This window comes from Microvirga roseola (genome assembly GCF_020866965.1).
Taxonomy (GTDB): domain Bacteria; phylum Pseudomonadota; class Alphaproteobacteria; order Rhizobiales; family Beijerinckiaceae; genus Microvirga; species Microvirga roseola.
Map to the genome: position 1 here is coordinate 1 of NZ_JAJATX010000037.1, position 22032 is coordinate 22032.

The 22032-nt window shown below is 64.8% G+C and carries 22 protein-coding genes and 1 pseudogene; 15 read left to right on the forward strand and 8 right to left on the reverse strand.

Annotation, left to right across the window (positions count from 1 at the left end; all coding sequences use genetic code 11):
* On the forward strand, positions 1–487 hold a 487-nt coding region (locus LG661_RS17395), incomplete at its 5' end, for a PRC-barrel domain-containing protein (RefSeq protein WP_230533147.1).
* 137 nt (positions 488–624) lie between these two features.
* On the opposite strand, the gene LG661_RS17400 is transcribed toward LG661_RS17395, so the two are convergent.
* On the reverse strand, positions 625–867 hold the full coding sequence (locus LG661_RS17400) for a DUF3297 family protein (protein WP_230533148.1): 243 nt from the start codon (positions 865–867) through the stop codon (positions 625–627).
* Between the two features lie 166 nt (positions 868–1033).
* Here LG661_RS17400 and kynA point away from each other — a divergent pair, with 166 nt between their 5' ends.
* The 3 genes from kynA to LG661_RS17415 all read left to right on the forward strand — a co-directional run bounded on the left by kynA (position 1034) and on the right by LG661_RS17415 (position 3352).
* Positions 1034–1858 carry a tryptophan 2,3-dioxygenase gene (gene kynA, locus LG661_RS17405; protein ID WP_230533149.1) on the forward strand — a complete coding sequence of 275 codons (825 nt, stop codon included), beginning with the start codon at positions 1034–1036 and terminating at the stop codon, positions 1856–1858.
* Positions 1859–1875: 17 nt separating this feature from the next.
* Complete coding sequence (locus LG661_RS17410) at positions 1876–3063, forward strand: aminotransferase class V-fold PLP-dependent enzyme (protein WP_230533150.1); 1188 nt, start codon at positions 1876–1878, stop codon at positions 3061–3063.
* Positions 3064–3133: 70 nt separating this feature from the next.
* Complete coding sequence (locus LG661_RS17415) at positions 3134–3352, forward strand: hypothetical protein (protein ID WP_230533151.1); 219 nt, start codon at positions 3134–3136, stop codon at positions 3350–3352.
* A 3-nt stretch (positions 3353–3355) separates the two neighbouring features.
* On the opposite strand, the pseudogene LG661_RS17420 reads toward LG661_RS17415, so the two are convergent.
* From LG661_RS17420 to LG661_RS17435, 4 genes and pseudogenes are all read right to left on the reverse strand, one after another.
* Positions 3356–4350 (reverse strand): annotated as a pseudogene (locus tag LG661_RS17420) (aldo/keto reductase).
* 132 nt (positions 4351–4482) lie between these two features.
* Positions 4483–5265 carry an ADYC domain-containing protein gene (locus tag LG661_RS17425; RefSeq protein WP_230533152.1) on the reverse strand — a complete coding sequence of 261 codons (783 nt, stop codon included), beginning with the start codon at positions 5263–5265 and terminating at the stop codon, positions 4483–4485.
* 53 nt (positions 5266–5318) lie between these two features.
* Positions 5319–5555, reverse strand: a complete 237-nt coding sequence (locus LG661_RS17430) for a hypothetical protein (RefSeq protein ID WP_230533153.1) — start codon at positions 5553–5555, stop codon at positions 5319–5321.
* Between the two features lie 191 nt (positions 5556–5746).
* A complete protein-coding gene (locus LG661_RS17435; RefSeq protein ID WP_230533154.1) occupies positions 5747–6925 on the reverse strand; it encodes a BaiN/RdsA family NAD(P)/FAD-dependent oxidoreductase in 1179 nt (392 codons plus the stop codon).
* Positions 6926–7118: 193 nt separating this feature from the next.
* Between LG661_RS17435 and LG661_RS17440 the strand changes: the two genes are divergently transcribed.
* The 6 genes from LG661_RS17440 to LG661_RS17465 all read left to right on the forward strand — a co-directional run bounded on the left by LG661_RS17440 (position 7119) and on the right by LG661_RS17465 (position 12041).
* Complete coding sequence (locus LG661_RS17440; RefSeq protein WP_230533155.1) at positions 7119–7742, forward strand: dioxygenase family protein; 624 nt, start codon at positions 7119–7121, stop codon at positions 7740–7742.
* A gap of 344 nt (positions 7743–8086) precedes the next feature.
* Positions 8087–8977 (forward strand): metal ABC transporter substrate-binding protein, encoded by an 891-nt coding sequence (locus LG661_RS17445; RefSeq protein ID WP_230533156.1) that lies wholly within the window; start codon positions 8087–8089, stop codon positions 8975–8977.
* Positions 8974–9861: a manganese/iron ABC transporter ATP-binding protein gene (locus LG661_RS17450; RefSeq protein WP_230533157.1), complete on the forward strand. Its 888-nt coding sequence runs from the start codon at positions 8974–8976 to the stop codon at positions 9859–9861. The genes LG661_RS17445 and LG661_RS17450 overlap by 4 nt, the downstream gene beginning before the upstream one ends.
* Positions 9858–10718, forward strand: coding sequence for a metal ABC transporter permease (locus tag LG661_RS17455; protein WP_230533158.1), 861 nt, complete (start codon positions 9858–9860; stop codon positions 10716–10718). Before LG661_RS17450 ends, LG661_RS17455 begins: the two co-directional genes overlap by 4 nt.
* Positions 10715–11563, forward strand: coding sequence for a metal ABC transporter permease (locus LG661_RS17460; RefSeq protein ID WP_407666737.1), 849 nt, complete (start codon positions 10715–10717; stop codon positions 11561–11563). The genes LG661_RS17455 and LG661_RS17460 overlap by 4 nt, the downstream gene beginning before the upstream one ends.
* Positions 11564–11603: 40 nt before the next feature.
* The gene (locus tag LG661_RS17465) at positions 11604–12041 is read left to right on the forward strand and encodes a YqaA family protein (RefSeq protein ID WP_230533159.1); all 438 of its coding nucleotides are present in this window, start codon (positions 11604–11606) and stop codon (positions 12039–12041) included.
* Between the two features lie 4 nt (positions 12042–12045).
* Here LG661_RS17465 and LG661_RS17470 read toward each other — a convergent pair whose 3' ends face one another.
* Positions 12046–12288, reverse strand: coding sequence for a hypothetical protein (locus LG661_RS17470; RefSeq protein ID WP_230533160.1), 243 nt, complete (start codon positions 12286–12288; stop codon positions 12046–12048).
* A gap of 206 nt (positions 12289–12494) precedes the next feature.
* Here LG661_RS17470 and ilvD point away from each other — a divergent pair, with 206 nt between their 5' ends.
* Positions 12495–14324 (forward strand): dihydroxy-acid dehydratase, encoded by a 1830-nt coding sequence (ilvD, locus tag LG661_RS17475; protein ID WP_230533161.1) that lies wholly within the window; start codon positions 12495–12497, stop codon positions 14322–14324.
* Positions 14325–14336: 12 nt separating this feature from the next.
* On the opposite strand, the gene LG661_RS17480 is transcribed toward ilvD, so the two are convergent.
* Both LG661_RS17480 and LG661_RS17485 read right to left on the reverse strand, forming a co-directional pair.
* Positions 14337–15134, reverse strand: coding sequence for a slipin family protein (locus tag LG661_RS17480; RefSeq protein ID WP_230533162.1), 798 nt, complete (start codon positions 15132–15134; stop codon positions 14337–14339).
* Between the two features lie 11 nt (positions 15135–15145).
* Positions 15146–16501 carry an NfeD family protein gene (locus LG661_RS17485; protein WP_407666738.1) on the reverse strand — a complete coding sequence of 452 codons (1356 nt, stop codon included), beginning with the start codon at positions 16499–16501 and terminating at the stop codon, positions 15146–15148.
* Positions 16502–18840: 2339 nt separating this feature from the next.
* Here LG661_RS17485 and LG661_RS17490 point away from each other — a divergent pair.
* The 4 genes from LG661_RS17490 to LG661_RS17505 all read left to right on the forward strand — a co-directional run.
* Positions 18841–19644, forward strand: coding sequence for an autotransporter outer membrane beta-barrel domain-containing protein (locus LG661_RS17490; RefSeq protein WP_230533164.1), 804 nt, complete (start codon positions 18841–18843; stop codon positions 19642–19644).
* Between the two features lie 123 nt (positions 19645–19767).
* Entirely contained in the window at positions 19768–20067 is a 300-nt protein-coding gene (locus LG661_RS17495) for a hypothetical protein (RefSeq protein WP_230533165.1), read from the forward strand.
* A 133-nt stretch (positions 20068–20200) separates the two neighbouring features.
* Positions 20201–20518 (forward strand): quaternary ammonium compound efflux SMR transporter SugE, encoded by a 318-nt coding sequence (gene sugE, locus LG661_RS17500; RefSeq protein ID WP_230533166.1) that lies wholly within the window; start codon positions 20201–20203, stop codon positions 20516–20518.
* A gap of 24 nt (positions 20519–20542) precedes the next feature.
* A partial coding sequence (locus LG661_RS17505; protein WP_230533167.1) for a sensor domain-containing diguanylate cyclase occupies positions 20543–22032 on the forward strand: 1490 nt, incomplete at its 3' end.

The following is a 22032-nucleotide window of genomic DNA, read 5'->3' on the forward strand; positions in this document are numbered from 1 at the left end:
ACGGGTGGTGATCAACCAGGCCGAGGGGCAGCCGAACGTCCGCTTTGAGCAGCAGGGTGAGCCCAACGTCCGCATCCAGCAGCAGCAGGCCAGGCAGATTCAGCAGGGCCAGCGCCAGGCTGCGATCTCCGAACAGCAGATGGAAGCCACCGGCGCGCTTCCGGGCGCGGGAGCCATCGCGGTCTCGGAGATCAACGACATGGATCTCTACAACGCCCGCGGTAATGAGCTCGGCGACGTCGAGCGCGTCGTCCTGGGTCAAGACGGCCGGCAGTACCTCGTCATCGGCGCAGGCGGGTTCCTCGGAATCGGAGAGCGCAATGTCCTGATCCCGATGGACCAGGTGGCCATGCGGGGCGACCGCCTCGTCATCCAGGGCATCACCGAGGATCAGATCCGCGCCATGCCAGCCTACGACAACAGCAACCGGAACACATTCCGGGAGCTCGAGAACGAGCAGCAGGTCCAGATCAACGCCATGCGTTGATGCGCTTGCAATAGGATGGAAGGCGGGAGCCCGAGATCCCGCCGATCCGGAAACGGCTCATCCGGAGAAAAGCCCGCCCGATGCGAATCGGGCGGGCTTCCTGCATTCGGGGCGAGCCCGCCGGATCGGGACCTAAGCTACTCCCCTGATTGGAAATATGGCTCCACCTTGCCTTTGAGCTTGACCGTCATCGGGTTGCCGAAGCGGTCCTTCGTGTTGCCCGCGACCAGACGGACCCAGCCTTCGCTGACACAGTACTCGTCCACATTGGTCTTCTCGGCGCCATTGAAGCGCACGCCGATGCCGCGCGCGAGCAGGGCCTCATCGTAGAAGGGACTGTTCGGGTTCGAGGACAGGCGGTCGGGCGGTGTGTCGGCCATTCGGGAAACTCTCTGGAACGATAAAATCGGTGAGCCGCAACCTAACGGCTGAGAGCGGAATTGCCAATTCCGTTGGAACGACACGGATTTGCCTGAGGTCGCCCCTTGGCTTTTGCCCTGACGGGAGGGTAGCTTCCTGCCAACGATAACAGAACGGGAGGAAGGCATGTCAGCAGGAACGGATGGGATTCACACCGATTTCTCGGAGGGAATGAGCTACGGGGACTACCTCCAGCTCGACACCCTCCTTGCCGCGCAAGTCCCCCTCTCGGGAGAGCATGACGAACTCCTGTTCATCACCATCCATCAGGTGATGGAGCTGTGGCTCAAGCTTCTCAACCGGGAACTCGAGACCGCTCTCAACCATATCCGCGCGGACGAGCTGCAGCCGGCCTTCAAGTGCGCCGCCCGCATCAACCGGATCCAGGAACAGCTGATCCAGGCCTGGACGGTGCTCTCCACGATGACGCCCTCCGACTATCTGCGATTCAGGCCCTCCCTCGGCCGCTCCTCGGGCTTCCAATCCTGGCAGTACCGCCTCGTGGAGTTCCGTCTCGGCGCAAAGGATGAGGCCAAGATCGCTCCCCACCGGCATCGCAAGGATATTGCGCAGCTCCTCGAAGAGGCCTATCGCGCACCAAGCCTCTATGACGAGGCCCTGCGCCTGCTGGCGCGTCGGGGATACGCCATCCCGGCGGAGGTGCTCGAACGCGACTTCACGCAGCCCTATGCGGCCCATCCCGGCGTCGAGGCGGCGTGGGAGGAGATCTATCGGCATTCGGACGAGCATTTCGACGTCTACGAACTCGCCGAAGAGCTGGTCGACCTGGAGGATGCATTCCAGCAATGGCGTTTCCGGCACATGAAAACCGTGGAGCGCATCATCGGCATGCGCAGCGGCACCGGCGGCAGCGCGGGTGTCGGCTACTTGCGCAAAGCGCTCGAACGTTACTTCTTCCCGGAGCTCTGGTCCGTCCGGACCAAGCTTTGACGCGCGGGAGACATCACATGCTCGATCTGCGTTCGCATTTCTCCCGCTTTCTCAACTCCGAGCCCGACCGCCTGCATTTCGCGGCCCACAGCCATCACCCCTGGCCCAATGTGACGCGCGAGGCGCATGTCCAGGCCTGGGACGATGCGGCCCGTCTCATGGACGACAAGTGGGAGCACATGCTGGGGCCGGTCTTCGAGGAGTTCCGCACCCATGTGGCGAGACACCTGAACCTGCCCGATCCGTCGACCATCGCGGTCGCCCCGAACACGCACGAGTTCCTCAAGCGCATCCTCTCGTGCTTCCCGGCAGGCAGGCCCGTGCGCATCCTCTCATCCGATGGGGAGTTCCACTCCTTCGGCCGGCAGATCGCACGCCTCGAGGAGGAGCAGGCCGTCCTTGTCACCCGCATTCCGGTCGAGCCCTTCTCCACCTTCGAGGACCGTTTCCTCACCGCCGCGCGCGAGGGGCACGACCTTGTCTTCGTGAGCCAGGTCTTCTTCAATTCGGGCTTTGCTGCGGATGTGCGCAGGCTGGCCGAAGCCGGCGGCGAGACGGCGATGGTCGTGATCGACGGCTATCACGGCTTCATGGCGCGGCCGACCGACCTGAGCACGATCGCCGACCGCGCGTTTTATATGGCAGGCGGCTACAAATACGCCATGGCGGGCGAAGGCGCCTGCTTCATGCACTGCCCGCCGGGCTTCGGCCCGCGTCCGAAGGATACAGGCTGGTACGCAGCCTTCGGCAACCTGTCGAACGCGCAGAGCGGAAAGGTCGGCTACAGCGAGGACGGCTGGCGCTTCATGGGCGCGACTTTCGACCCTTCGGGCCTCTACCGCTTCAATGCGGTGATGCGCTGGCTGGCCGGCGAGGGAATCAGCGCCCCCATCGTTCACGCCCATGCGCAGGCGCTGCAGCAATGCTTCCTCAAGAGCATCGCAGAGCGCCCTCTTTTCGAAGGAGCGAAGCTGCTGGTTCCGCCGGACGAGGCGCGGCGCGGAAACTTCCTGACCTTCGAGACGCCGGATGCCCCGAGGATCTATGATGAATTGAAGAAGCTGCGCGTGGTCGCCGATGTCAGGGGCCATCGCCTGCGTCTCGGCTTCGGCCTCTACCAGACCTTCGAGGAAGTGGACGAACTCGTCCGCCGCATCGACGAGGCGGGCGCGCTCCGGCCGTTCTCCGGCTCGACCGCGGCCTGATGCCCGCCCTTAACCTGCCTGCAAGACTCTCCGGACCAGTATCGCCGCTCAAGTAGTAAGGAGTACCACGATGAGCGCACGGTCCGAACACAGCAAAGAGCCAGTCACCGAAGAGCGTTTGGTGCGGGCCGTGGAGGCGCTCGGCGAGATCATGAAGGAGCACGGCCCGAAATTCGGCCCGCTCTATGAAAGCCTTGAGCAGGAACTAACCGCGTTTCGCCAGCTCCACAACCGCAGCGCAAAACGGGCGGAAGCTCCCGTGGAGGCTCCCGCCCGGAAACGGGCCTGAGACCTACCGTCCGAGAGCCGCCATGTTCTGCGCAGGATAGCGCGTGCCGGCGGCGGCTCCGGGCGGGATGATGCGGTCGATCCGCTCCAGATCCTCCGGCGTCAGCCGGACGTCGAGGGCCTGCACGTTCTGCTCCAGATAGCGGCGGCGCTTGGTGCCGGGGATGGGCACGATGTCGTCGCCCTGCGCCATGACCCAGGCGAGCGCCAGCTGGGCGGGCGCGCAGCCCTTCTCCTGCGCCATGGATTCGATCTCCCGCACGAGGTCCAGGTTCTTCTGGAAGTTCTCGCCCTGGAACCGCGGCGAGTTCCGGCGGTAGTCGGCCGGATCGAGATCGTCGATGCTCTTGATCTGTCCCGTCAGGAATCCGCGCCCGAGCGGCGAATAGGGCACGAAGCCGATGCCGAGCTCGCGCACGGTGGTGAGGATCCCGTCCTCCGGCTCGCGGCTCCAGAGCGAATACTCGGCCTGCAGGGCGGTGATGGGATGAACCGCATGGGCCTGGCGGATCGTCTGTGGCCCCGCCTCGGAGAGACCGAGATAGCGCACCTTGCCCTCCCGCACGAGATCGGCCATCGCGCCGACCGTATCCTCCATGGGCGTCTCGGGATCGACGCGGTGCTGGTAGTAAAGGTCGATCACCTCGACATTGAGCCGCTTCAGGCTCGCCTCGCAGGCTTGGCGGACATAATCCGGCTTGCCATTGATGCCGAGGAACGCCCCATCGGGTGCGCGCATATTGCCGAACTTGGTGGCGAGCACGACCTGATCGCGGCGGTCGCGGATGGCGCGGCCGACCAGTTCCTCGTTGCGCCCGACGCCGTACATATCGGCCGTGACATATCGGCCGTGTCGAGAAAGATCACGCCGAGCTCGATGGCGCGGTGGATCGTGGCGGTGGCCTCGTCCTCGTCGCGCCCGCCACAGAAGTCCGACATGCCCATGCAGCCGAGGCCGAGGGCAGACACGGTCAGGTTTCCAAGTCGACGCTGCTGCATGGGATCGCTCCGGTATTGCGGTGGAATGGGGCCGCGGGCGTGCGGCCGGCAGTGCTGAACTAGATTCGCATCCTCCGGTGTCCAGCCTGCGTTCCCGGAAAGAGAACCCGAGGGTCCAGCGCCGCAAAGGCGTCAGGGGACGGAAAGCACGGAGCGGTTGAAGAGGAGCGCCCGCGGATCGTCGCGCATTTCGTCCTCGATACAGGCCTCGGGCCCGAGGCGTCCTGCGAGGCGGGGATAGCGCTTCTCCAGCATGGCGAGCGTGGTGTTCTGCGCAATCCGCGGATGGGCGACGCACAGCGCGCCGTTGACACCCCAGGCCGCCTCGAACGGCATCGGATCGAGGGTTTCCGGCTTCTGAATGCCGAAGCGGTCATAAACGTCGATGACAGTGCCGTCCCGGGTCGAAGGGCGGTCGTCGCCGCCGTGATCCGCCCGCACCATGTGGATACAGGCGGCGTGGAGATCCCGCATCGGGATATCGCCGCCCTCTTCCCAGGGCCGGTAGCCGATGAGGATGCATTTTGCTTCCGCGCCGCTGGTGCAGGTGAAGTCGATGCCCGATCCCTTCCGGAGCGGGAGACCCAGCCGGCGTCCCCGCGCATCGGGGAGGCATGCGTCCTGCGATGATCCCGTATTCGGGTCCTCGATCAGAAGCCGGTAGAGCACCAGCGGGCCGCCGGGGGACGCTTTCTCCTCCTCGACCGCATCGATCAGGACCTGGATTTCCCGCGCCCCGCTGCGCAGGAGCACGCGCATTCCGGCAAGGTCCTGGCGCTCGAGCACCCGCCCGTCGTCGAGCCGCAGCCGGAACTCGCCCCGCTCGGCCTCCAGGCGCCCGTCCAGGGCCTGTACCGGCATGGACCAGACAAGCGGCAGAAGCACGCCGGCGATGGAAAGAAGCTGAGGATGCATGGGAGGTCGAAAGGGGGTCCCTGCCGGGGAGCTGGCCGGGACCCCAGCTGCGGTTACTTCAGGGTAATGCGCGCGCCATCCTTCAGGATGACGGTTGTGGCCTGTGCGCCGTGACCGGCAACAGAATCCTGACGCGCGGATCCGTTGAAGGACAGCCCATTGAGATTGCGGCCGTTTATGTTTCGGCCGTTCATGTTGCGGCCATTCTCCTGTTCGAGAGCGCTGGCCGCCGAGGCGGCACAGAGGGCCGCCGCCGCAACGAGGGACAGTACCGATAAGGATTTGATCATTGATGCACCTTAAGGCCTTAGTTGTTGGAAATGTCCTTGGCGGATCGTTTTATCAAACACTATATCGATACAAAAACTCCGTCCCGCAATGAACTTGAAGTTGCATTTCGGCCTTTAGGGAACGCCCTGTGCTCCAGCGCACACGCGCAGACAAGGCTCAAGAACTCTAGGTCAGCAGCCCGTCCTCGTCGTCAGGCCGACTGCCCGGCGCACCAGCCGGAGGACCAAGCCCATTGGAAATTGTAGCCGCCAAGCCAGCCGGTGACGTCCACCACCTCGCCGATGAAATAGAGGCCCGGCACCGCCTTGGCCTCCATGGTCCGGGAGTCGAGGTCCTGCGTGTCGACCCCGCCCAGCGTCACCTCCGCCGTGCGGTAGCCCTCCGAGCCCGCGGGTTTGAAGCGCCAGCGGTTCACGGCCTCGTCGATGCGGCGAAGGCTCTTGTCGGAAAAGTCCGCGAGATTGGCGGGGCCCTTCTCGGTCTCCGCCACGAGCTGCGCGAGGCGCTTGGGCAGATATGCCGAGAGCGCCGTCTGCAGCGCCTGCCTGCCGTTCTGCGCCTTCGCCTTGCGCAGCTCCTCGAACAGGTTCACCCCCGGCAGCAGGGACAGGACAATCTCGCCGCCCTCCCGCCAATAGGAGGAGATCTGCAGGATCGCCGGACCGCTCAGACCTCTGTGAGTGAAAAGCATCGCCTCGGCGAAGGAGGTCTTGCCGCAGCTTGCCACCGCCTCGACCGCAACGCCCGCGAGAGGCGCGAGTCTCTCCAGCATGGTCGGCTCCAGGGTGAGCGGCACGAGGGCCGGGCGCGTCTCGACGATCCTCAGGCCGAATTGCTGCGCAAGATCATAGCCGAAGCCGGTCGCTCCCATTTTCGGGATCGACTTGCCGCCGCTCGCCACCACGAGCGAGCAGCATCGCACATCGCCCTGCGAGAGCTGCAAGGCGAAACCTTCCGAGGTCTTCTCGACCCGCTCGACCGACGTCTCGAGACGAAGCGCGATCCCGGCCTGCTTCATCTCGTTCAGGAGCAGATCGACGATCTGCCTGGACGAGCCGTCGCAGAAGAGCTGGCCCAGGGTCTTCTCGTGATAGGCGATGCCGTAGCGCTCGACGAGGGCGATGAAGTCGCGCTGCGTGTAGCGGCGCAGGGCCGAGATGCAGAAGCTCGGGTTCTGCGAGATGAAGTTCGCCGGCGAAGCGTGGAGATTGGTGAAGTTGCACCGCCCTCCCCCGGAAATGCGGATCTTCTCGCCGGGCTTGGCCGCATGGTCGACGACCAGCACAGTGCGCCCGCGCTTGCCGGCCTCGGCCGCGCACATCATCCCGGCCGCCCCGGCCCCGATCACCACCACATCGAACTGATCCAAGAGACGCTTTCCTGCTGAAATCCGCTCGGGCAGCCAGCAATGGAATTACCCGAGGAAGAGGCCGTTCGTAATGAACGCGGAGGGGCGGCGCAAGCGTTCTGCCGGCTCAGAAAACGGCGCCATCCGGATCGTTGAGACCAATCCGCCCGGGGTGTATCATGGCTCTGTGCGAACGGTAACGATGGAGGGGCTCATGAGCCGCCCAGCCTTGGAACGCAGGCCTGCCGTTGCATGGGTCTGTCTGGCTGCGCTTGCGTCAGCCATCTCAGTTCAGGGGGTTGCCGCCCAGCCCGTACCTCTGCCTACCGAGCCTCTCTGCGCTCCCGCAGCCCGCCCCACGCCGCCGCAGACGGAGGGCCCCTACTACAAACCCAATCCTCCGCAGAGGCACGATCTGGCTTCCACCCGCCCGGCCGGCGAGAGGATCGTGCTCACCGGTTTCGTCCTCACCCGCGACTGCCGCCCGATCCCCGGAGCCGTAGTCGATCTGTGGCAGGCGGATGCGAGCGGCGCATACGACAACACCGGGTATGATCTTCGCGGCTATGCACTTACGGATGCCCGCGGCCGGTACTGGTTCGAAATCGTCGTGCCCGCCCGGTATCCGGGACGGACGCCTCACATTCACGTCAAGGTCCTGGCTCCCGGCCAGCAGACGCCGCTGACCACTCAGCTCTATTTCCCGAACGAACAGCGCAATGCGGGGGACAGGATCTTCAACCCCGCCCTTCTCCTGAATATCCGGCAGGTCCGTGCCTCTCAAAGAGAAGAACCGCTGTTGGTCGGCCGCTACGATTTCGTCCTGGATACTCCCTAGAGCATCGTGCGGAACCGGAGGTCCGCGTCAGCGAAAGGTGGACCCGGTTTTGCGCCCGAACGATACTCTCATCCCAAGAGAAAGCATCGGATGGGATCCCAAAAGTGCAAATCCACTTTTTGCCGATGCTTTAGCGTCTGCCTCCCCGTCCTGTTCTCCGCTCCGGAGAGGGCGCACTGCGCCTTTCCATGTGAGACGGCGGCAGCATTGCAATTTTAGCTCTTGCAAATGATTTGCAACTGCAGTTAAGTGAGGGCATTGCAAACTGCCCCTACTCCGAAAACCGGTCGGACTTGCCACCCGGAGCGGAACTGCGGGACCGAAAACCTGCTTGAGGTTAGATGATGAAGCTCGCTTCCCTGCTGGTTGCTCTCTGCGCATTTCTCGCGATCGGCTCGTCCGTTCAGGCTGCAGAGGACAAGTTCAAGGTTGTGACGACCTTCACGATCATCGCCGACATGGCTCAGAACGTGGCTGGCGACGCCGCCGTGGTGGAGTCGGTTACCAAGCCCGGAGCGGAGATCCACAACTATCAGCCGACGCCGGGCGACCTCCTGCGGGCGCAGGGCGCCGACCTGATCCTGTGGAACGGCCTCAACCTGGAGCTCTGGTTCGAAAAGTTCCTCCGCAACCTGCGGGACGTGCCGAGCGCCGTGGTCTCTGAGGGCGTGGAGCCGCTCGGCATCGCCGAAGGTCCCTATACGGGCAAGCCCAACCCCCATGCCTGGATGTCGCCGAGCGCTGCGCTCACCTATGTCGACAATATCCGCGACGCCCTCGTGAAGCACGATCCTGAGAACGCCGAGACGTACCGGGCAAATGCGGAAGCCTACAAGGCGAAGATCCAGGCGACTGTCGCCCCCATCCGCTCTACCCTCTCCGCCATTCCCGAGGAGCGGCGCTGGCTCGTGACGAGCGAGGGCGCGTTCAGCTATCTCGCCCGCGATTTCGGGCTGAAGGAGCTTTACCTCTGGCCGATCAATGCCGACCAGCAGGGCACGCCCCGGCAGGTGCGCAAGGTGATCGATGCAGTCCGCGACAACAAGATCCCTGCCGTCTTCTCGGAAAGCACGGTTTCGCCCGATCCGGCCAAGCAGGTCGCCCGCGAGACGGGTGCCAAATACGGCGGCGTGCTCTATGTCGATTCCCTGAGCGATGCGTCGGGCCCCGTGCCGACCTATCTCGATCTCCTGCGCGTGACCTCTCAGACCATTGCCGAAGGGCTCGCGGAATGAACGCCTACAGCCAAGCGCCGCTGCAAGTTTCCGCAACCTCGATTCCGGGCATCGCGGTGAGCGGCGCGACGGTCGCCTATCGCAATGGCAACATCGCCCTGCGTGATGTGAGCTTCGAGATCCCGACCGGCACCATCACGGCGCTGGTCGGCATGAACGGCAGCGGCAAGTCGACCCTGTTCAAGGCGATCATGGGTTTCGTGCCGGTGCAGGCTGGCTCCATCGCGATCCTCGGCCATTCCGTGCCCAAGGCGCTCAAGAGCAATCTGGTCGCCTATGTGCCCCAGAGCGAGGACGTGGACTGGAACTTTCCCGTCCTCGTCGAGGACGTGGTGATGATGGGCCGCTACGGCCACATGAACATGCTGCGCATCCCGCGCCGCGCCGACCGCGAAGCTGTGGCGACGGCGCTCGACCGGGTCGGCATGGCCGAGTTCCGCAAGCGCCAGATCGGTGAGCTGTCCGGCGGGCAGAAGAAGCGCGTCTTCCTTGCGCGGGCGCTGGCGCAGGACGCGCAGGTGATCCTTCTCGACGAGCCTTTCACCGGCGTCGACGTGACGACCGAGGAATCCATCATCACGCTCCTGAAGGCCCTGCGCGACGAGAACCGGGTCATTCTGGTCTCGACGCACAATCTCGGCAGCGTGCCCGAGTTCTGCGACCGGGCGGTCCTCCTGAACCGGACCGTCATCGCCTCAGGCGAAACGGGCAGGGTCTTCACGCAGACCAACCTGGAGAGGGCCTTCGGCGGCGTTCTCAGGCATTTCGTGTTCGACGAGCGGCTGCGCACCGGCTCGCATGCGGTCGGCGTGATCTCCGACGACGAACGGCCTTTCGTCGTCTATCAGGACGACACGCCTCCCGCGGGAGACGAACGCCCATGACGGCGCTGCTCCTCCAGCCCTTCGCCTACGAATACATGGTCAATGCCCTGTGGGTGAGCACCCTTGTCGGCGCGGTCTGCGCCTTCCTCTCGGCTTATCTCATGCTGAAGGGGTGGTCGCTCATCGGGGATGCTCTCTCGCATTCCATCGTACCCGGCGTGGCGGGGGCCTACATGCTCGGCCTGCCGTTCTCGTTCGGCGCCTTTCTGTCCGGCGGGCTGGCGGCGGTCGCGATGCTGTTTCTGAACCAGCGCACGAAGCTGAAGGAGGACGCCATCATCGGGCTGATCTTCACCTCCTTCTTCGGCCTCGGTCTCTTCATGGTGTCCCTCTCGCCAACCTCCGTGAACATCCAGACCATCGTGCTCGGGAACATTCTCGCCATCACGCCGGAAGACACCCTCCAGCTCGTCATCATCGCGGGCGTGTCGCTCGCCATCCTGCTCCTGAAATGGAAGGATCTGCTCGTCACCTTCTTCGACGAGAGCCATGCCCGCTCGGTGGGCCTCAACCCGACGGCGCTCAAGGTCCTGTTCTTCACCCTGCTCAGCGCCTGCACGGTGGCCGCGCTCCAGACGGTGGGCGCCTTCCTCGTCATCGCCATGGTGGTGACGCCGGGCGCGACGGCCTATCTCCTGACCGACAAGTTCTCCCGGCTGATCGTGATCAGCGTGACGATCGGCGCGCTCTCGAGCCTTGTCGGAGCCTATCTCAGCTATTTTCTCGACGGGGCGACCGGCGGCATCATCATCGTGCTCCAGACGCTCGTCTTTCTGACGGCCTTCATCCTGGCTCCCAAGCACGGGCTGATCAGCGCAAAGCGGCGCATCAAGGGCGCGGCGGAGGTCGCTCCATGATGGGTCTCCTCGATACCCTCGCCCTCCCCTTCGTGTTCCCCTTCATGCGGGACGCCTTCCTCATCGCCCCGATGATCGCGGTGCCGACGGCGCTTCTCTCCTGCTTCCTGGTGCTGAAGGGCTGGTCGCTCATGGGAGATGCGATCTCCCACGCGGTGCTTCCCGGCGTGGTGCTGGCCTATCTCGCCGGCCTGCCGCTCGCCATCGGGGCTTTCGTGTCGGGCATGTTCTGCGCGCTTGCGACCGGCTACCTGAAGGAGAACAGCCGCATCAAGGAGGATACGATCATGGGCATCGTTTTCTCCGGCATGTTTGGCTTGGGCATCGTCCTCTACACCAGCATCCAGACGGAAGTGCATCTCGACCACATCCTGTTCGGCGACCTGCTGGGCGTCGGGCTCCCGGATGTCCTCCAGAGCGGGACCATCGCCGCCGTGGTGCTGGCGGTGATCCTGGTGAAGTGGCGGGACCTTCTCCTCCACGTCTTCGATCCGCAGCAGGCCCGAGCGGTCGGTTTGCCCGTACGGCTTCTCCATTACGGCTTCCTATCGCTGCTCTCGCTCACCATCGTGGGGGCGCTGACGGCGACCGGCATCATTCTCACCATTGCCATGCTCATCATCCCCGGCGCGACCGCCTTCCTCCTGACGAGGCGCTTCGGCGCGATGCTGATCGTCGCCGTGCTCGTCGCCGTCGCCACATCACTGGCCGGCGTCTATCTCAGCTTCTTCCTGGACAGCGCGCCTGCGCCCACCATCGTGCTCCTGATGACGGCGGTCTTTCTTGCCGCCTTCGCCTATCTGCGCGCTGGGATTGTCATCGCAGGGACGCAAGCCATACGCTAGAGCTGCCTCCGATCCCCGGAAGCCGACCTCAAAAGACCCCATGTCCTTTCTCACCGGATACAGCGCCCTCTTCGCTGCCTCCTTTCTCTCGGCCACGATCTTCCCGTTCCAGTCCGAAGCGGTGCTTTTCGGGCTGATGCTGACGGAGCAGTACAATGGCTGGCTTCTGATTGCGGTGGCGAGCATCGCCAACACGCTCGGATCCATCGTGAACTGGGTCCTCGGGCGCTTCTTCGCCGAGTTCGAGGACCGCCCCTGGTTTCCGGTGAAGCGCGAGAAGATGGCGAAGGCTGAAGCCTGGTACCATCGCTATGGGCGCTGGACCCTGCTCCTGAGCTGGACGCCGGTGATCGGCGATCCCCTCACCATCGTGGCGGGCGTGCTGCGGGAGCCCCTGCCCGTCTTCATCCTGCTCGTCGCCATTGCCAAGACGAGCCGCTACCTCGCCGTGGGAGCCCTGAGCCTCGGCTGGACCTGACCTCTCATGGTCCCTGCAGGCTCGCCCAGAGCTCCTCGAGCTCCGTCGGCCCGATGGTCGCTCCCGAGGCGGTGCGGATGACCGCGTGCATGCCGGCGGGCGCCTCGTTGTTCATGGACCAGTGAACGGCCTCGCGGAGGGAGGGGAACTCCACGATCTCGCTCGGAGTGCCCTGGCCGACCTCCTCCGTGCTCATGGGCTCGAACTGCAGATGGGCGGGGGCGTCCCAGTCGGATTGCGTGACCATAGCTCTTCCTGCCTGCTTTCCTTCCCGAATGCGGAGACAACGCACCTCGAGGCTCGGCCGTTTCAGCTTGGCCGTCGGCCCCGAAGAACGGTCGGCCTGCGAGCAATAACCTTGCGACAGAGCAGCCGCGACGAGAAGGAATGGCAATTTTCCTTGCAAGTTGCGCAATTTCAGTCGAACTAGGCTCAAAATCTTCGAGGAAAAGCATGCCAGCCTATCGTTCTCGCACCACCACCCACGGCCGCAACATGGCGGGCGCCCGCGGCCTCTGGCGGGCCACGGGCATGAAGGATTCCGACTTCGGCAAGCCGATCATCGCCGTGGTGAACTCCTTCACCCAGTTCGTGCCGGGCCACGTCCACCTCAAGGACCTCGGCCAGCTCGTGGCGCGGGAGATCGAGAAGGCGGGCGGCGTCGCCAAGGAATTCAACACCATCGCGGTGGATGACGGCATCGCCATGGGCCATGACGGCATGCTCTACTCCCTGCCCTCGCGGGAGCTGATCGCGGATTCCGTGGAGTACATGGTCAACGCCCATTGCGCGGACGCGATGGTCTGCATCTCGAACTGCGACAAGATCACCCCCGGCATGCTGATGGCCGCCATGCGCCTCAACATCCCGGTGGTCTTCGTCTCCGGCGGGCCCATGGAGGCGGGCAAGGCCGTGCTCAAGGGCGTGACCAAGAAGCTCGACTTGGTGGACGCCATGGTCGCCGCCGCCGACGAGAACGTCGCGGAGGAGGACATCAAGGTCATCGAGCGCTCCGCCTGTCCGACCTGCGGCTCGTGCTCGGGCATGTTCACGGCCAACTCCATGAACTGCCTCACCGAGGCGCTCGGCCTGTCGCTGCCCGGCAACGGTTCGACGCTGGCAACCCATGCCGACCGCCGCCGCCTCTTCGTGGAGGCCGGGCACCTGATCGTCGACCTCGCCCGCCGCTACTACGAGCAGGACGATGCGAGCGTTCTGCCCCGCTCCATCGCCTCTTTTGCCGCCTTCGAGAACGCGATGACGCTGGATATCGCCATGGGCGGGTCGAGCAACACGGTGCTGCACCTGCTCGCGGCCGCCCACGAGGCCGAGGTGCCCTTCACCATGGCCGATATCGACCGCCTGTCGCGCCGCGTCCCGGTGCTCTGCAAGGTCGCGCCTGCCGTGTCCAACGTGCATATGGAAGACGTGCACCGCGCCGGCGGCATCATGGCGATCTTGGGAGAGCTGGACCGCGCGGGCCTTCTCGACACCTCGCTGCCGACCGTGCATGCCGAGAGCATGAAAGCGGCCCTCGACCGCTGGGACGTGCGGCGCACGAACTCCCATGCGGTGCATGATTTCTACCGCGCCGCGCCCGGCGGCGTGCCGACACAGACGGCGTTCAGCCAGGAAAGCCGCTATGACAGCGTCGATCTCGACCGGCAGGCAGGCGTCATCCGCGATGCGGAGCATGCCTTCTCGAAGGACGGCGGCCTCGCCGTTCTCTTCGGCAACCTGGCGCTCGACGGCTGCATCGTGAAGACCGCGGGCGTCGACGAGAGCATCCTGGTGTTCTCCGGTCCCGCCCGCATCTTCGAGAGCCAGGACGACGCCGTCCACGGCATTCTCAACGGCAAGGTGGGGGCGGGCGACGTTGTCATCATCCGCTACGAGGGCCCGCGCGGCGGCCCCGGCATGCAGGAGATGCTCTATCCCACGAGCTACCTGAAATCGAAGGGCCTCGGAAAGGCCTGCGCGCTGATCACGGACGGGCGCTTCTCAGGCGGAACCTCGGGCCTCTCCATCGGCCACATTTCTCCGGAAGCGGCCGAGGGCGGCATCATCGGCCTCGTGCAGGATGGAGACCGGATCGAGATCGACATCCCGAACCGCCGCATCCACCTCGCCGTGGACGAGGCGGAACTCGGCCGGCGCCGCGCCGAGCAGGAATCCAAGGGCTGGCAGCCCGCAGCCCCGCGCAAGCGCAAGGTGTCGGCCGCCCTCAAGGCCTATGCCATGCTGACGACGAGCGCCGCCAAGGGCGCCGTCCGGCAGATCTAATAAAAGCCCCGCTCAGGCGGGGCTTTTCTTTTCGCTATTGGGCAAGGCGGCCGCCACTTTCGCAAGGCCGCTCAGGAGATCCACCGGCATCGGGAAGACGATGGTCGAGCTGCGTTCGCCCGCGATGTCATGGAGCGTCGAGAGGTAGCGCAGCTGCATGGCCTCGGGCGTGCGCCCCAGGATCGTCGCCGCCTCAAGAAGCTTTTCGGCTGCCTGCTGCTCGCCCTCGGCGCTGATGATGCGGGCGCGGCGGTTGCGCTCGGCCTCCGCCTGCCGGGCGATGGCCCTCACCATGCTCTCGTCGATATCGACGTGCTTGATCTCCACATTCGCGACCTTGATCCCCCAGGCATCGGTCTGGGTGTCGAGTATCGCCTGGATATCGCTGTTGAGCTTGTCGCGCTCGGCCAGCATCTCGTCCAGTTCGTGCTTGCCGAGAACCGAGCGCAGCGTCGTCTGGGCCAACTGGCTCGTCGCCGCCATGAAATCCTCGACCTGGATCACCGCCTTGTCGGGATCGACGACCCGGAAATAGAGCACGGCGTTCACGCGCACGGAGACGTTGTCGCGGGAGATGACGTCCTGGCTCGGCACGTCGAGGACGATGGTGCGCAGATCCACCCGCCTGATCTGCTGCACGAAGGGGATGATGATGATGAGGCCGGGCCCCTTGACGCCGGAATAGCGGCCAAGCGTGAACACCACAGCGCGCTCGTACTCGGTCATGACCTTGATGGTCGACCCTAGAATGAAGAGCAGAAGGGCGGCGATGACGATATAGGAGAGAATATCGGCGTCGATAAAGGGCATTCGCATTCTCCTTACTCAGGCAACATCGCGTCCGGTGCGGGCTCGACCACGAGCGTCAGCCCCTTACGATTGACTACGTGGACAGGCTGGCCCCGAACGAGCGGAGCCGCGGCGCGGGCATGCCACCGTTCGCCATGCACCAGCACCCACCCTTCGCTTCCGGACCAGTCCATGACCTCGCCGGCGCTGCCGACGATGGTGCTCTCGCCCGTTACGACCCGACGCCGATGCGCTCGCACGGCAGCGGCCGCTGCGACCAGAAGGAGGGCCACGCTCGCCCCGGTCGCCGTCAGGATCACGGGCAGCGATATGCTGAACTCCGGAACCTCCGTGTCGAACAGAAGCATCGAGCCAGTCGCGAGCGCGACCGCGCCTCCGATTCCGAAGATGCCGAAGGAGGGCGTGAAGGCCTCCGCCACGATCAGCCCGATCCCGAGAACGATCAGCCCCAGCCCGGCGAAGTTGGTCGGCAGCAGGTTGAGTGCAAAGAGCCCAACAAGGAGCGCGATGGCCCCGATCACGCCGGAGAAGATGGTGCCAGGGCTGAGGAATTCGAGAACGATCCCGTAGATGCCGACGAGGAGCAGGATGTAGGCCACGTTGGGATTGGTGATGATCGCCAGAAGCCGCGTGCGCCAGTTGGGCTCGACGGCAACGATCTCCAGCCCTCGCGTGTCGAGACGCACGGCATCTCCCCGCAGGCGCACCTCCCGGCCATGGGCCTGCGCGAGCAGGTCGGGAATGTCCCGGGCCACGATCTCCACTACCCCTGTCTCCAGCGCCGCCGCGTCGGGGAGGCTGGCCGCCTCCCGCACGGCTCTCTCCGCCCAGTCCGGATTGCGCCCGTGGATCTCGGCAAGAGCCCTGATGGAGGCAACGGCATCGTTGGTGGCCTTGCGCGCGGAGGCGTCGGCCGGTTCCTGCTGCTCCTCCTCCTGGTCTCCTCCGACGGGCGAGCCGCCGCCGCCGATCTGCACCGGCGTCGCCGCGCCGATATTGGTGCCGGGCGCCATGGCGGCGAGATGGCTGGCATAGACGATGTAGGTTCCCGCGCTCGCCGCCCGGGCGCCGCTGGGAGCCACGTAGGTGATCACGGGAACGGGCGATGCAAGGATCTCGCGGTTGATGTCGCGCATGGAGGTTGCAAGCCCGCCCGGTGTGTCCAGGCGCAGGATGATCAGGGCCGCATCACGCTCCGCCGCGGTCTCGATGCCGCGGGCGACATACTCGGTCGTCGCCGGGCCGATGGCCCCGTCCACATCCAGGAGAATAGCCTCACGAGGCATGCCCGCGGGTTGCTGCTGCGCAAGGACAACGCCGGCAAGGCTCATCAGGGCTGCCACCATGATGAGAAGCCGTTTCGGCATTCCCGCGACCGCACTATCCATGCCTCATGCCCTTAGCTGAGCTGAGGTGAATGTGCCGCTGTATCCTCATGTTTCAAGAAGCCGGCCTGCGAGCCGCCGCTATCGCCTGCCCAGAAACAATCAAGGTCCGCCCAGAAAAAATATTCCTCCGCTACGACACTTTTCCTCTCCAAACGAAGAGTATTCACCCCACAAGCCCCGCCTAGCTCGAAAGATATTCAGTATCAATCGGGCAGAGCCATGATCCCACACCAGGCATTCGATCCTTCCAGCCTCCTCGGAGCAGCGCCCCGATCCGGCCTCCTCTCGCTCCACCTTTCCTCGGCATCGGGGCTCCTGACGATCGCGCTCACGATCTCCGCGCTCTCCATCGAGGCGGCGCGTGCGGACTGCGTGTCGAGCGTGGTCGGCGGCCAGACCCGGGTTACATGTTCCGGAACGACCACTTCGCCCTATCACGCTCCCGTCGGCACGGAAGCCACCGTCGAGGTCGGACCGGGAACGACGATGGAGACCAGCGCTGCCGCCATCCGAGTGAGGGGCAACAGCTCGGTCACGGTCTCGAACGGGGCAACCATCACTGTCACCGGCGGCAATGGCGATGGGGCCTACAACGCCCTTTATGCGGGCGGCGACAACAGCGCGCTCACCAATCACGGCACGGTCTCGACGGCGCAGGACGTCGTCGACGGACTGGAGGCGACCGGCAACAGGAACATGCTGATCAATACGGGCTCTGTCTCGACCCAGGGCACATCTTCCGAGGCCATGATGGCGCGCGGCAACGGCAACACCCTGCGCAACGGCGGCAGTATCCAGACATCGGGCTCCTCGGCCCGAGGCATGATCGCGGAGGGCAACAACAACACCCTCGTCAGTACGGGCGGAATCCGCACGACTGGCGCAGGAAGCGAAGGCATTCGTTCAGACGGAGGAGAAACGACCGCAACTGATCCGACCGTGAACACGACGATCACCAACCGGGGCACGATCACGACGAGCGGATTCACCGCGGACGGCATCCGGCTGATCGGGAATCGCAGCGCGATCACGAATGAAGGCACGGTCACGACTTCCGGCCGCGAAGGGCGCGGCATCAAGGTCGAAGGCAGCGGCAACCGAGTGGACAATCAGGGAACGGTGCAAGGCGTCGGCGATGACGGCGAAGGCCTCTACATCATCAGTAAAGCAGGGCAGGACAATGCCGTTCTCAACCGGGAGAACGGCAGGATCATCAGCCGCGACGAGGCAGTTGTCCGCGGGCGACATGGATCGGAAGACATCGAGAATCACGGCCTCATCCGCACGGACGTGACGGGGGGAGCCGCCGTCGATCTCGGCGGCGGGGCGGACTCGCTCCTGATCGGAGCGAGTTCCAACATCACCGGCTTCGTGGATGCAGGCTCCGGCGCCGACACGTTCAGGCTCGGTGGCGCCACGGACGCGACTTTCGATGTCCGCGAGGTCGGCGCCACTGCCAAGTACCGCTCGTTCGAGCAGTTCGAGAAAGTCGGCTCCTCCACATGGACGACGGTGAACGACAACAACAATGCCATGCCCTGGACCGTGCGCGAGGGCGCTCTCCTGGTCAGGGGAAGCATGGGCGGCTCTGCCATGACCGTTCATAGCGGCGCGACCCTCGGGGGCACCGGCACGCTCGGCAGCATCGATGCGCTCCCCGGGAGCATTCTTACGCCGGGAATGAACGGTCCGCGCAGCCGTGCGGATGTGGGCGACATCGGCACCCTTCGGGTCAACGGCGACGTCACGATTGCCGCAGGCACGACCTACCGCGTCGATCTCAACAACCGCTTCCAGAGCGACCGGATCGTGGCGGATGGCAGAGCGACGATCCGCGGCGGCACGGGGGAAGTTCACGCCGGAAGAGCGACCTACTCGCCCGGCCGCTGGACCATCCTGACCGCCCGGCAGGGCGTGACGGGCCAGTTCGCCAATGTCGATGACCTCATCTTCTTCCAACCGATCCTGACGAAGGACAACAACAACGTCTATCTCGAGTTGCTCCCGGCTTTTCCGGGCGCGCCTCCGACGCCCGGCCCCGATCAGGATTCTGGCGCAGATCCCAGACCTGCCCCGCCCCTTCAGCCGGAAACCTCGTCGCCCGTGACGATCCAGCACCATGAGAACCTGTTCCGGGCCGCCATTCTCTGCCGGCTGCGCTGCTCGGCATCCGATTCCATGGGAGCCGTGCCTTCCTTCGTCGCCATCGATTCCGTGCCGGTCTCCTATGCGGCCGATGCGCCGGCGCGGCAGGCGCCGTCCACGCCTGTTGCCGCTCCCGCGGCGCAGCAAGGAACCGGCTGGGGCGTTTGGGGAAGGTGCTCGGGTCCATCGGGCACACGGAAGCGACCCCGACCTCGGCCGCCATCGACCGCAGGACGGGGGGCATCGTCGTCGGCGTGGATGCAGGTCTCGGCACTCCTTACCGTGTTGGCATCGCGGCGAGCTATCTCTCGACGGCGTTCGATATCGACGCGGCGCTCGCCTCCGGCTCTGTGGAGAGTTTCCATCTCGGCGCCTACGGCTCAGCGGCCCTCGGTGCGCTGACGCTGCGCGGCGGCGTGGACTATGCCCATCACGAGATCGACCTTGACCGCGGCTTCGTCGCCGGGAGGTTCCAGGGAGGGGAATCGAGCAACTCGGCCGATTCCGTGCAGGTCTTCGGCGAACTCGGCTACACGTTCCTGATCTCGCAGAATGTCACGCTCGAGCCCTTCATCGGGCTGGCACATGTGCATGTGAGCAGTCACGATGTGATCGAGAACGCTTCGCCGTTCCATGCGCGCGGCGAGGTGGCCTCCTTCGACACCACCTATTCGACCCTCGGCGCACGGCTCGTCGCGACCATGCCGACGGAGGCCGGCATGCTCACCTTCAAGGGCATGCTCGGGTGGCGGCATGCCTTCGGTGATCTCGCGCCGGAAACGCGGTTCACGGTGGACAACTTCCCGACGCCCTTCCTGGTGGTGGGCGCGCCCATCGACCGCGACAGCCTCGTATTGGAGGCAGGGGTGAACTGGCAGATGAGCGAGAACGTGACGCTGGGCGTCATGTACGACGGAGCCATCGGTCGCCGCGACCAGGAGCACACGCTGCGCGGCAGCCTGAGCGTGCGGTTCTGACTATCCTGCAGGAGCGGCAGGCTTGGACCTGCCGCTTCCAAAAGTCTCAAGCCTGCCTCGGGGGCTTGACGAAACACTGTGTCTGGAGTCCTGTCGGGCGTCACCGAAGCCCGAAGGACAACGATGAATCGCCTCCTCCTCGCCGCCAGTTTCGCCCTCCTTGCCGGTCCGGCCCTCGCCCAGGCCGCCCCCGATCAGAAGGCGATGAAGTTCACCGTGCGTCCCTCGGGCTACGAGGCCGAGCAGAACGAGGCGCTGGCGCGCCAGCAGAAGCTTCTCAAGCGCCTGGAGAGGAGCAACCACATGGTGCGCTCGATCTGCATCAACTGCGGCGATGAATGGAAGCACCAGATCTACGCTCCCTTCGATCCTCAGGCCGCGCTGAATTCCTCCGGGCGGAGTTCCGCCCCGTCGGAGAACTGAGACGCGGCGCTGCCAAGGCAGGCCGCTCTTGAGAAGACGATGTGGCTTCCTATAATCGCCCGGCGCGAGGACGGCCTCGCTCTTGCCCGACACTCCCGGTAGGGACGACCCTGCCAATGACAAAGGTCCTGTCATGGCATGGACTTACCTCGTTCTCGCCGGCCTGTTCGAAATCGGCTGGGCCATTGGCCTGAAATACACCGACGGCTTTACGCGCCCCGTCCCGTCCGCCCTGACCCTCATCAGCATGGTGGTCAGCGTCCTGCTCCTCGGCCTCGCCCTCAAGACTCTGCCTGTCGGCACGGGCTACGCGGTCTGGACCGGGATTGGAACGGTCGGTACGGCGCTTCTCGGCATCTACCTCCTGGGAGAGCCGGCCACGGCCCTGCGGCTGGCCTGCATCGGCCTGATCGTCGCTGGCATTCTAGGCCTCAAGCTAGCTTCAGGCTAGCTTCGGCAGTTATGATGCCCCATCATGACTGCATTCGCTCGCATCAGACCGACATCCTCGGCCCGGGGGCTCAAGGCCTTCGTAGTCGTGGTATGCCTCGTCATCCTCGGGCTCGAAGGATGGCGTGACTGGAGCGAGCGGGAGCAGGAATTCGCAAACATCCAATCCAAGACGCTGAACCTCGCCAAATCGCTGGCCCAGCATGTGGAAGACACATTCGAGGTGGCGGACGCCCTGCTGGTCGACATCGTGGACCGGGTCGAAAAGGGCGGCACGTCGCCTCGGGCTGTCGAAAGGATGGACGCCCTGCTGGCCGAGCGGGTGCAGTCGCTGCAGCGCATCAAAGCGATCTCGATTTTCGACGAAGACGGCCTTCTGCTGAGCAGTTCCCTCCCCGGCCATCGGGGCCGCGTGAGCGGCCGGAACATCGCGTTTTTCGAGCATCACAGGGCATCGCGCAGCGAAGGCTGGTTTTTTGGCCCGCTGATCCCCGACCCGCTTGGGAGCGAATGGGTCCTGACGCTTTCGCGTCGCATCAGCAATCCGGATGGAAGCTTCGGCGGCGTGGTCCAGGCCAGCATTCCGCCTCGCTATTTCGCGAACTTCTTCGGCCGTTTCGATGTCGGGACGCAGGGCACGATCGCCCTCTTCCACCTGAATGGAACGCTGCTTTCGCGCTACCCCTATTCTGATCGCGCCATCGGGAGCAACAGCGCCTACGAGCCCTGGTTCACGAACGGCACGACCTCCGGCTCCTATGAATATCGGTCGCCTATCGACGGGACCGTGCGCCTGGGCGGCTATCAGCGCAACCACATCTTTCCCATCGGGGTTCTCGCGTCGGTAGGACGCGAGGAGGCCCTGGCGCATTGGACGCAGGCCTTCCTCCTCCGGACAGTCGTCGTGGTTCTGCTTGTCGTCACCATCGGCGGCCTGGGCTGGAGTCTTGCCGGGGAGTTACGAAGGCGCGAGATCGCAGAGGGAGAACTCGCCATTCTCGCAGGCACGGACAGCCTGACCAGCCTCGCCAATCGCAGAACCTTCGACAGGCAGCTCGCGATCGAGTGGGTCAGATCCTCCCGCAGGGGCTCACCCCTCTCGCTGCTCCTCGTCGATGTCGACAGGTTCAAGTGCTACAACGATATCTATGGCCACCAGGCGGGAGACGAGTGTCTCAGGAAGGTTGCGGATTCCCTCTCCAAAACCATGGAGGGCCCCAGCACCCTCGTCGCCCGCTATGGCGGCGAGGAATTCGCTGTTCTTCTGGCGGATACGGACGAGGCGGAAGCAGCGGAGGCCGCCGAAACCGTCCGCCGCCAGATCGAAGCCTTGGCGCTGCGCCACGATGCGAATGCGCCGTCCGGTATCCTGACGATCAGCGTCGGCAGCGCGACCCTGACACCGGGGATCTTTTCATCCGAAAAACTTGCAGACGAGCTGATCGCCATGGCGGACCGGGCTCTCTACCGGGCAAAGCTGGAAGGCCGCAATCGGGTTTCGGTCGCGGGGGGGGG

Excerpts from the sequence above, each read along its gene's own strand:
- LG661_RS17410 (WP_230533150.1), top strand. The coding sequence starts at position 1,876 with ATGCTCGATCTGCGTTCGCATTTCTCCCGCTTTCTCAACTCCGAGCCC.
- LG661_RS17455 (WP_230533158.1), top strand. The coding sequence starts at position 9,858 with ATGACGGCGCTGCTCCTCCAGCCCTTCGCCTACGAATACATGGTCAAT.
- LG661_RS17400 (WP_230533148.1), bottom strand. The coding sequence starts at position 867 with ATGGCCGACACACCGCCCGACCGCCTGTCCTCGAACCCGAACAGTCCC.
- LG661_RS17430 (WP_230533153.1), bottom strand. The coding sequence starts at position 5,555 with ATGATCAAATCCTTATCGGTACTGTCCCTCGTTGCGGCGGCGGCCCTC.
- ilvD (WP_230533161.1), top strand. The coding sequence starts at position 12,495 with ATGCCAGCCTATCGTTCTCGCACCACCACCCACGGCCGCAACATGGCG.
- LG661_RS17485 (WP_407666738.1), bottom strand. The coding sequence starts at position 16,501 with ATGCCGAAACGGCTTCTCATCATGGTGGCAGCCCTGATGAGCCTTGCC.
- LG661_RS17470 (WP_230533160.1), bottom strand. The coding sequence starts at position 12,288 with ATGGTCACGCAATCCGACTGGGACGCCCCCGCCCATCTGCAGTTCGAG.
- LG661_RS17460 (WP_407666737.1), top strand. The coding sequence starts at position 10,715 with ATGATGGGTCTCCTCGATACCCTCGCCCTCCCCTTCGTGTTCCCCTTC.
- LG661_RS17480 (WP_230533162.1), bottom strand. The coding sequence starts at position 15,134 with ATGCCCTTTATCGACGCCGATATTCTCTCCTATATCGTCATCGCCGCC.
- LG661_RS17445 (WP_230533156.1), top strand. The coding sequence starts at position 8,087 with ATGAAGCTCGCTTCCCTGCTGGTTGCTCTCTGCGCATTTCTCGCGATC.
- LG661_RS17415 (WP_230533151.1), top strand. The coding sequence starts at position 3,134 with ATGAGCGCACGGTCCGAACACAGCAAAGAGCCAGTCACCGAAGAGCGT.
- LG661_RS17465 (WP_230533159.1), top strand. The coding sequence starts at position 11,604 with ATGTCCTTTCTCACCGGATACAGCGCCCTCTTCGCTGCCTCCTTTCTC.
- LG661_RS17495 (WP_230533165.1), top strand. The coding sequence starts at position 19,768 with ATGAATCGCCTCCTCCTCGCCGCCAGTTTCGCCCTCCTTGCCGGTCCG.
- kynA (WP_230533149.1), top strand. The coding sequence starts at position 1,034 with ATGTCAGCAGGAACGGATGGGATTCACACCGATTTCTCGGAGGGAATG.
- sugE (WP_230533166.1), top strand. The coding sequence starts at position 20,201 with ATGGCATGGACTTACCTCGTTCTCGCCGGCCTGTTCGAAATCGGCTGG.
- LG661_RS17425 (WP_230533152.1), bottom strand. The coding sequence starts at position 5,265 with ATGCATCCTCAGCTTCTTTCCATCGCCGGCGTGCTTCTGCCGCTTGTC.
- LG661_RS17450 (WP_230533157.1), top strand. The coding sequence starts at position 8,974 with ATGAACGCCTACAGCCAAGCGCCGCTGCAAGTTTCCGCAACCTCGATT.
- LG661_RS17440 (WP_230533155.1), top strand. The coding sequence starts at position 7,119 with ATGAGCCGCCCAGCCTTGGAACGCAGGCCTGCCGTTGCATGGGTCTGT.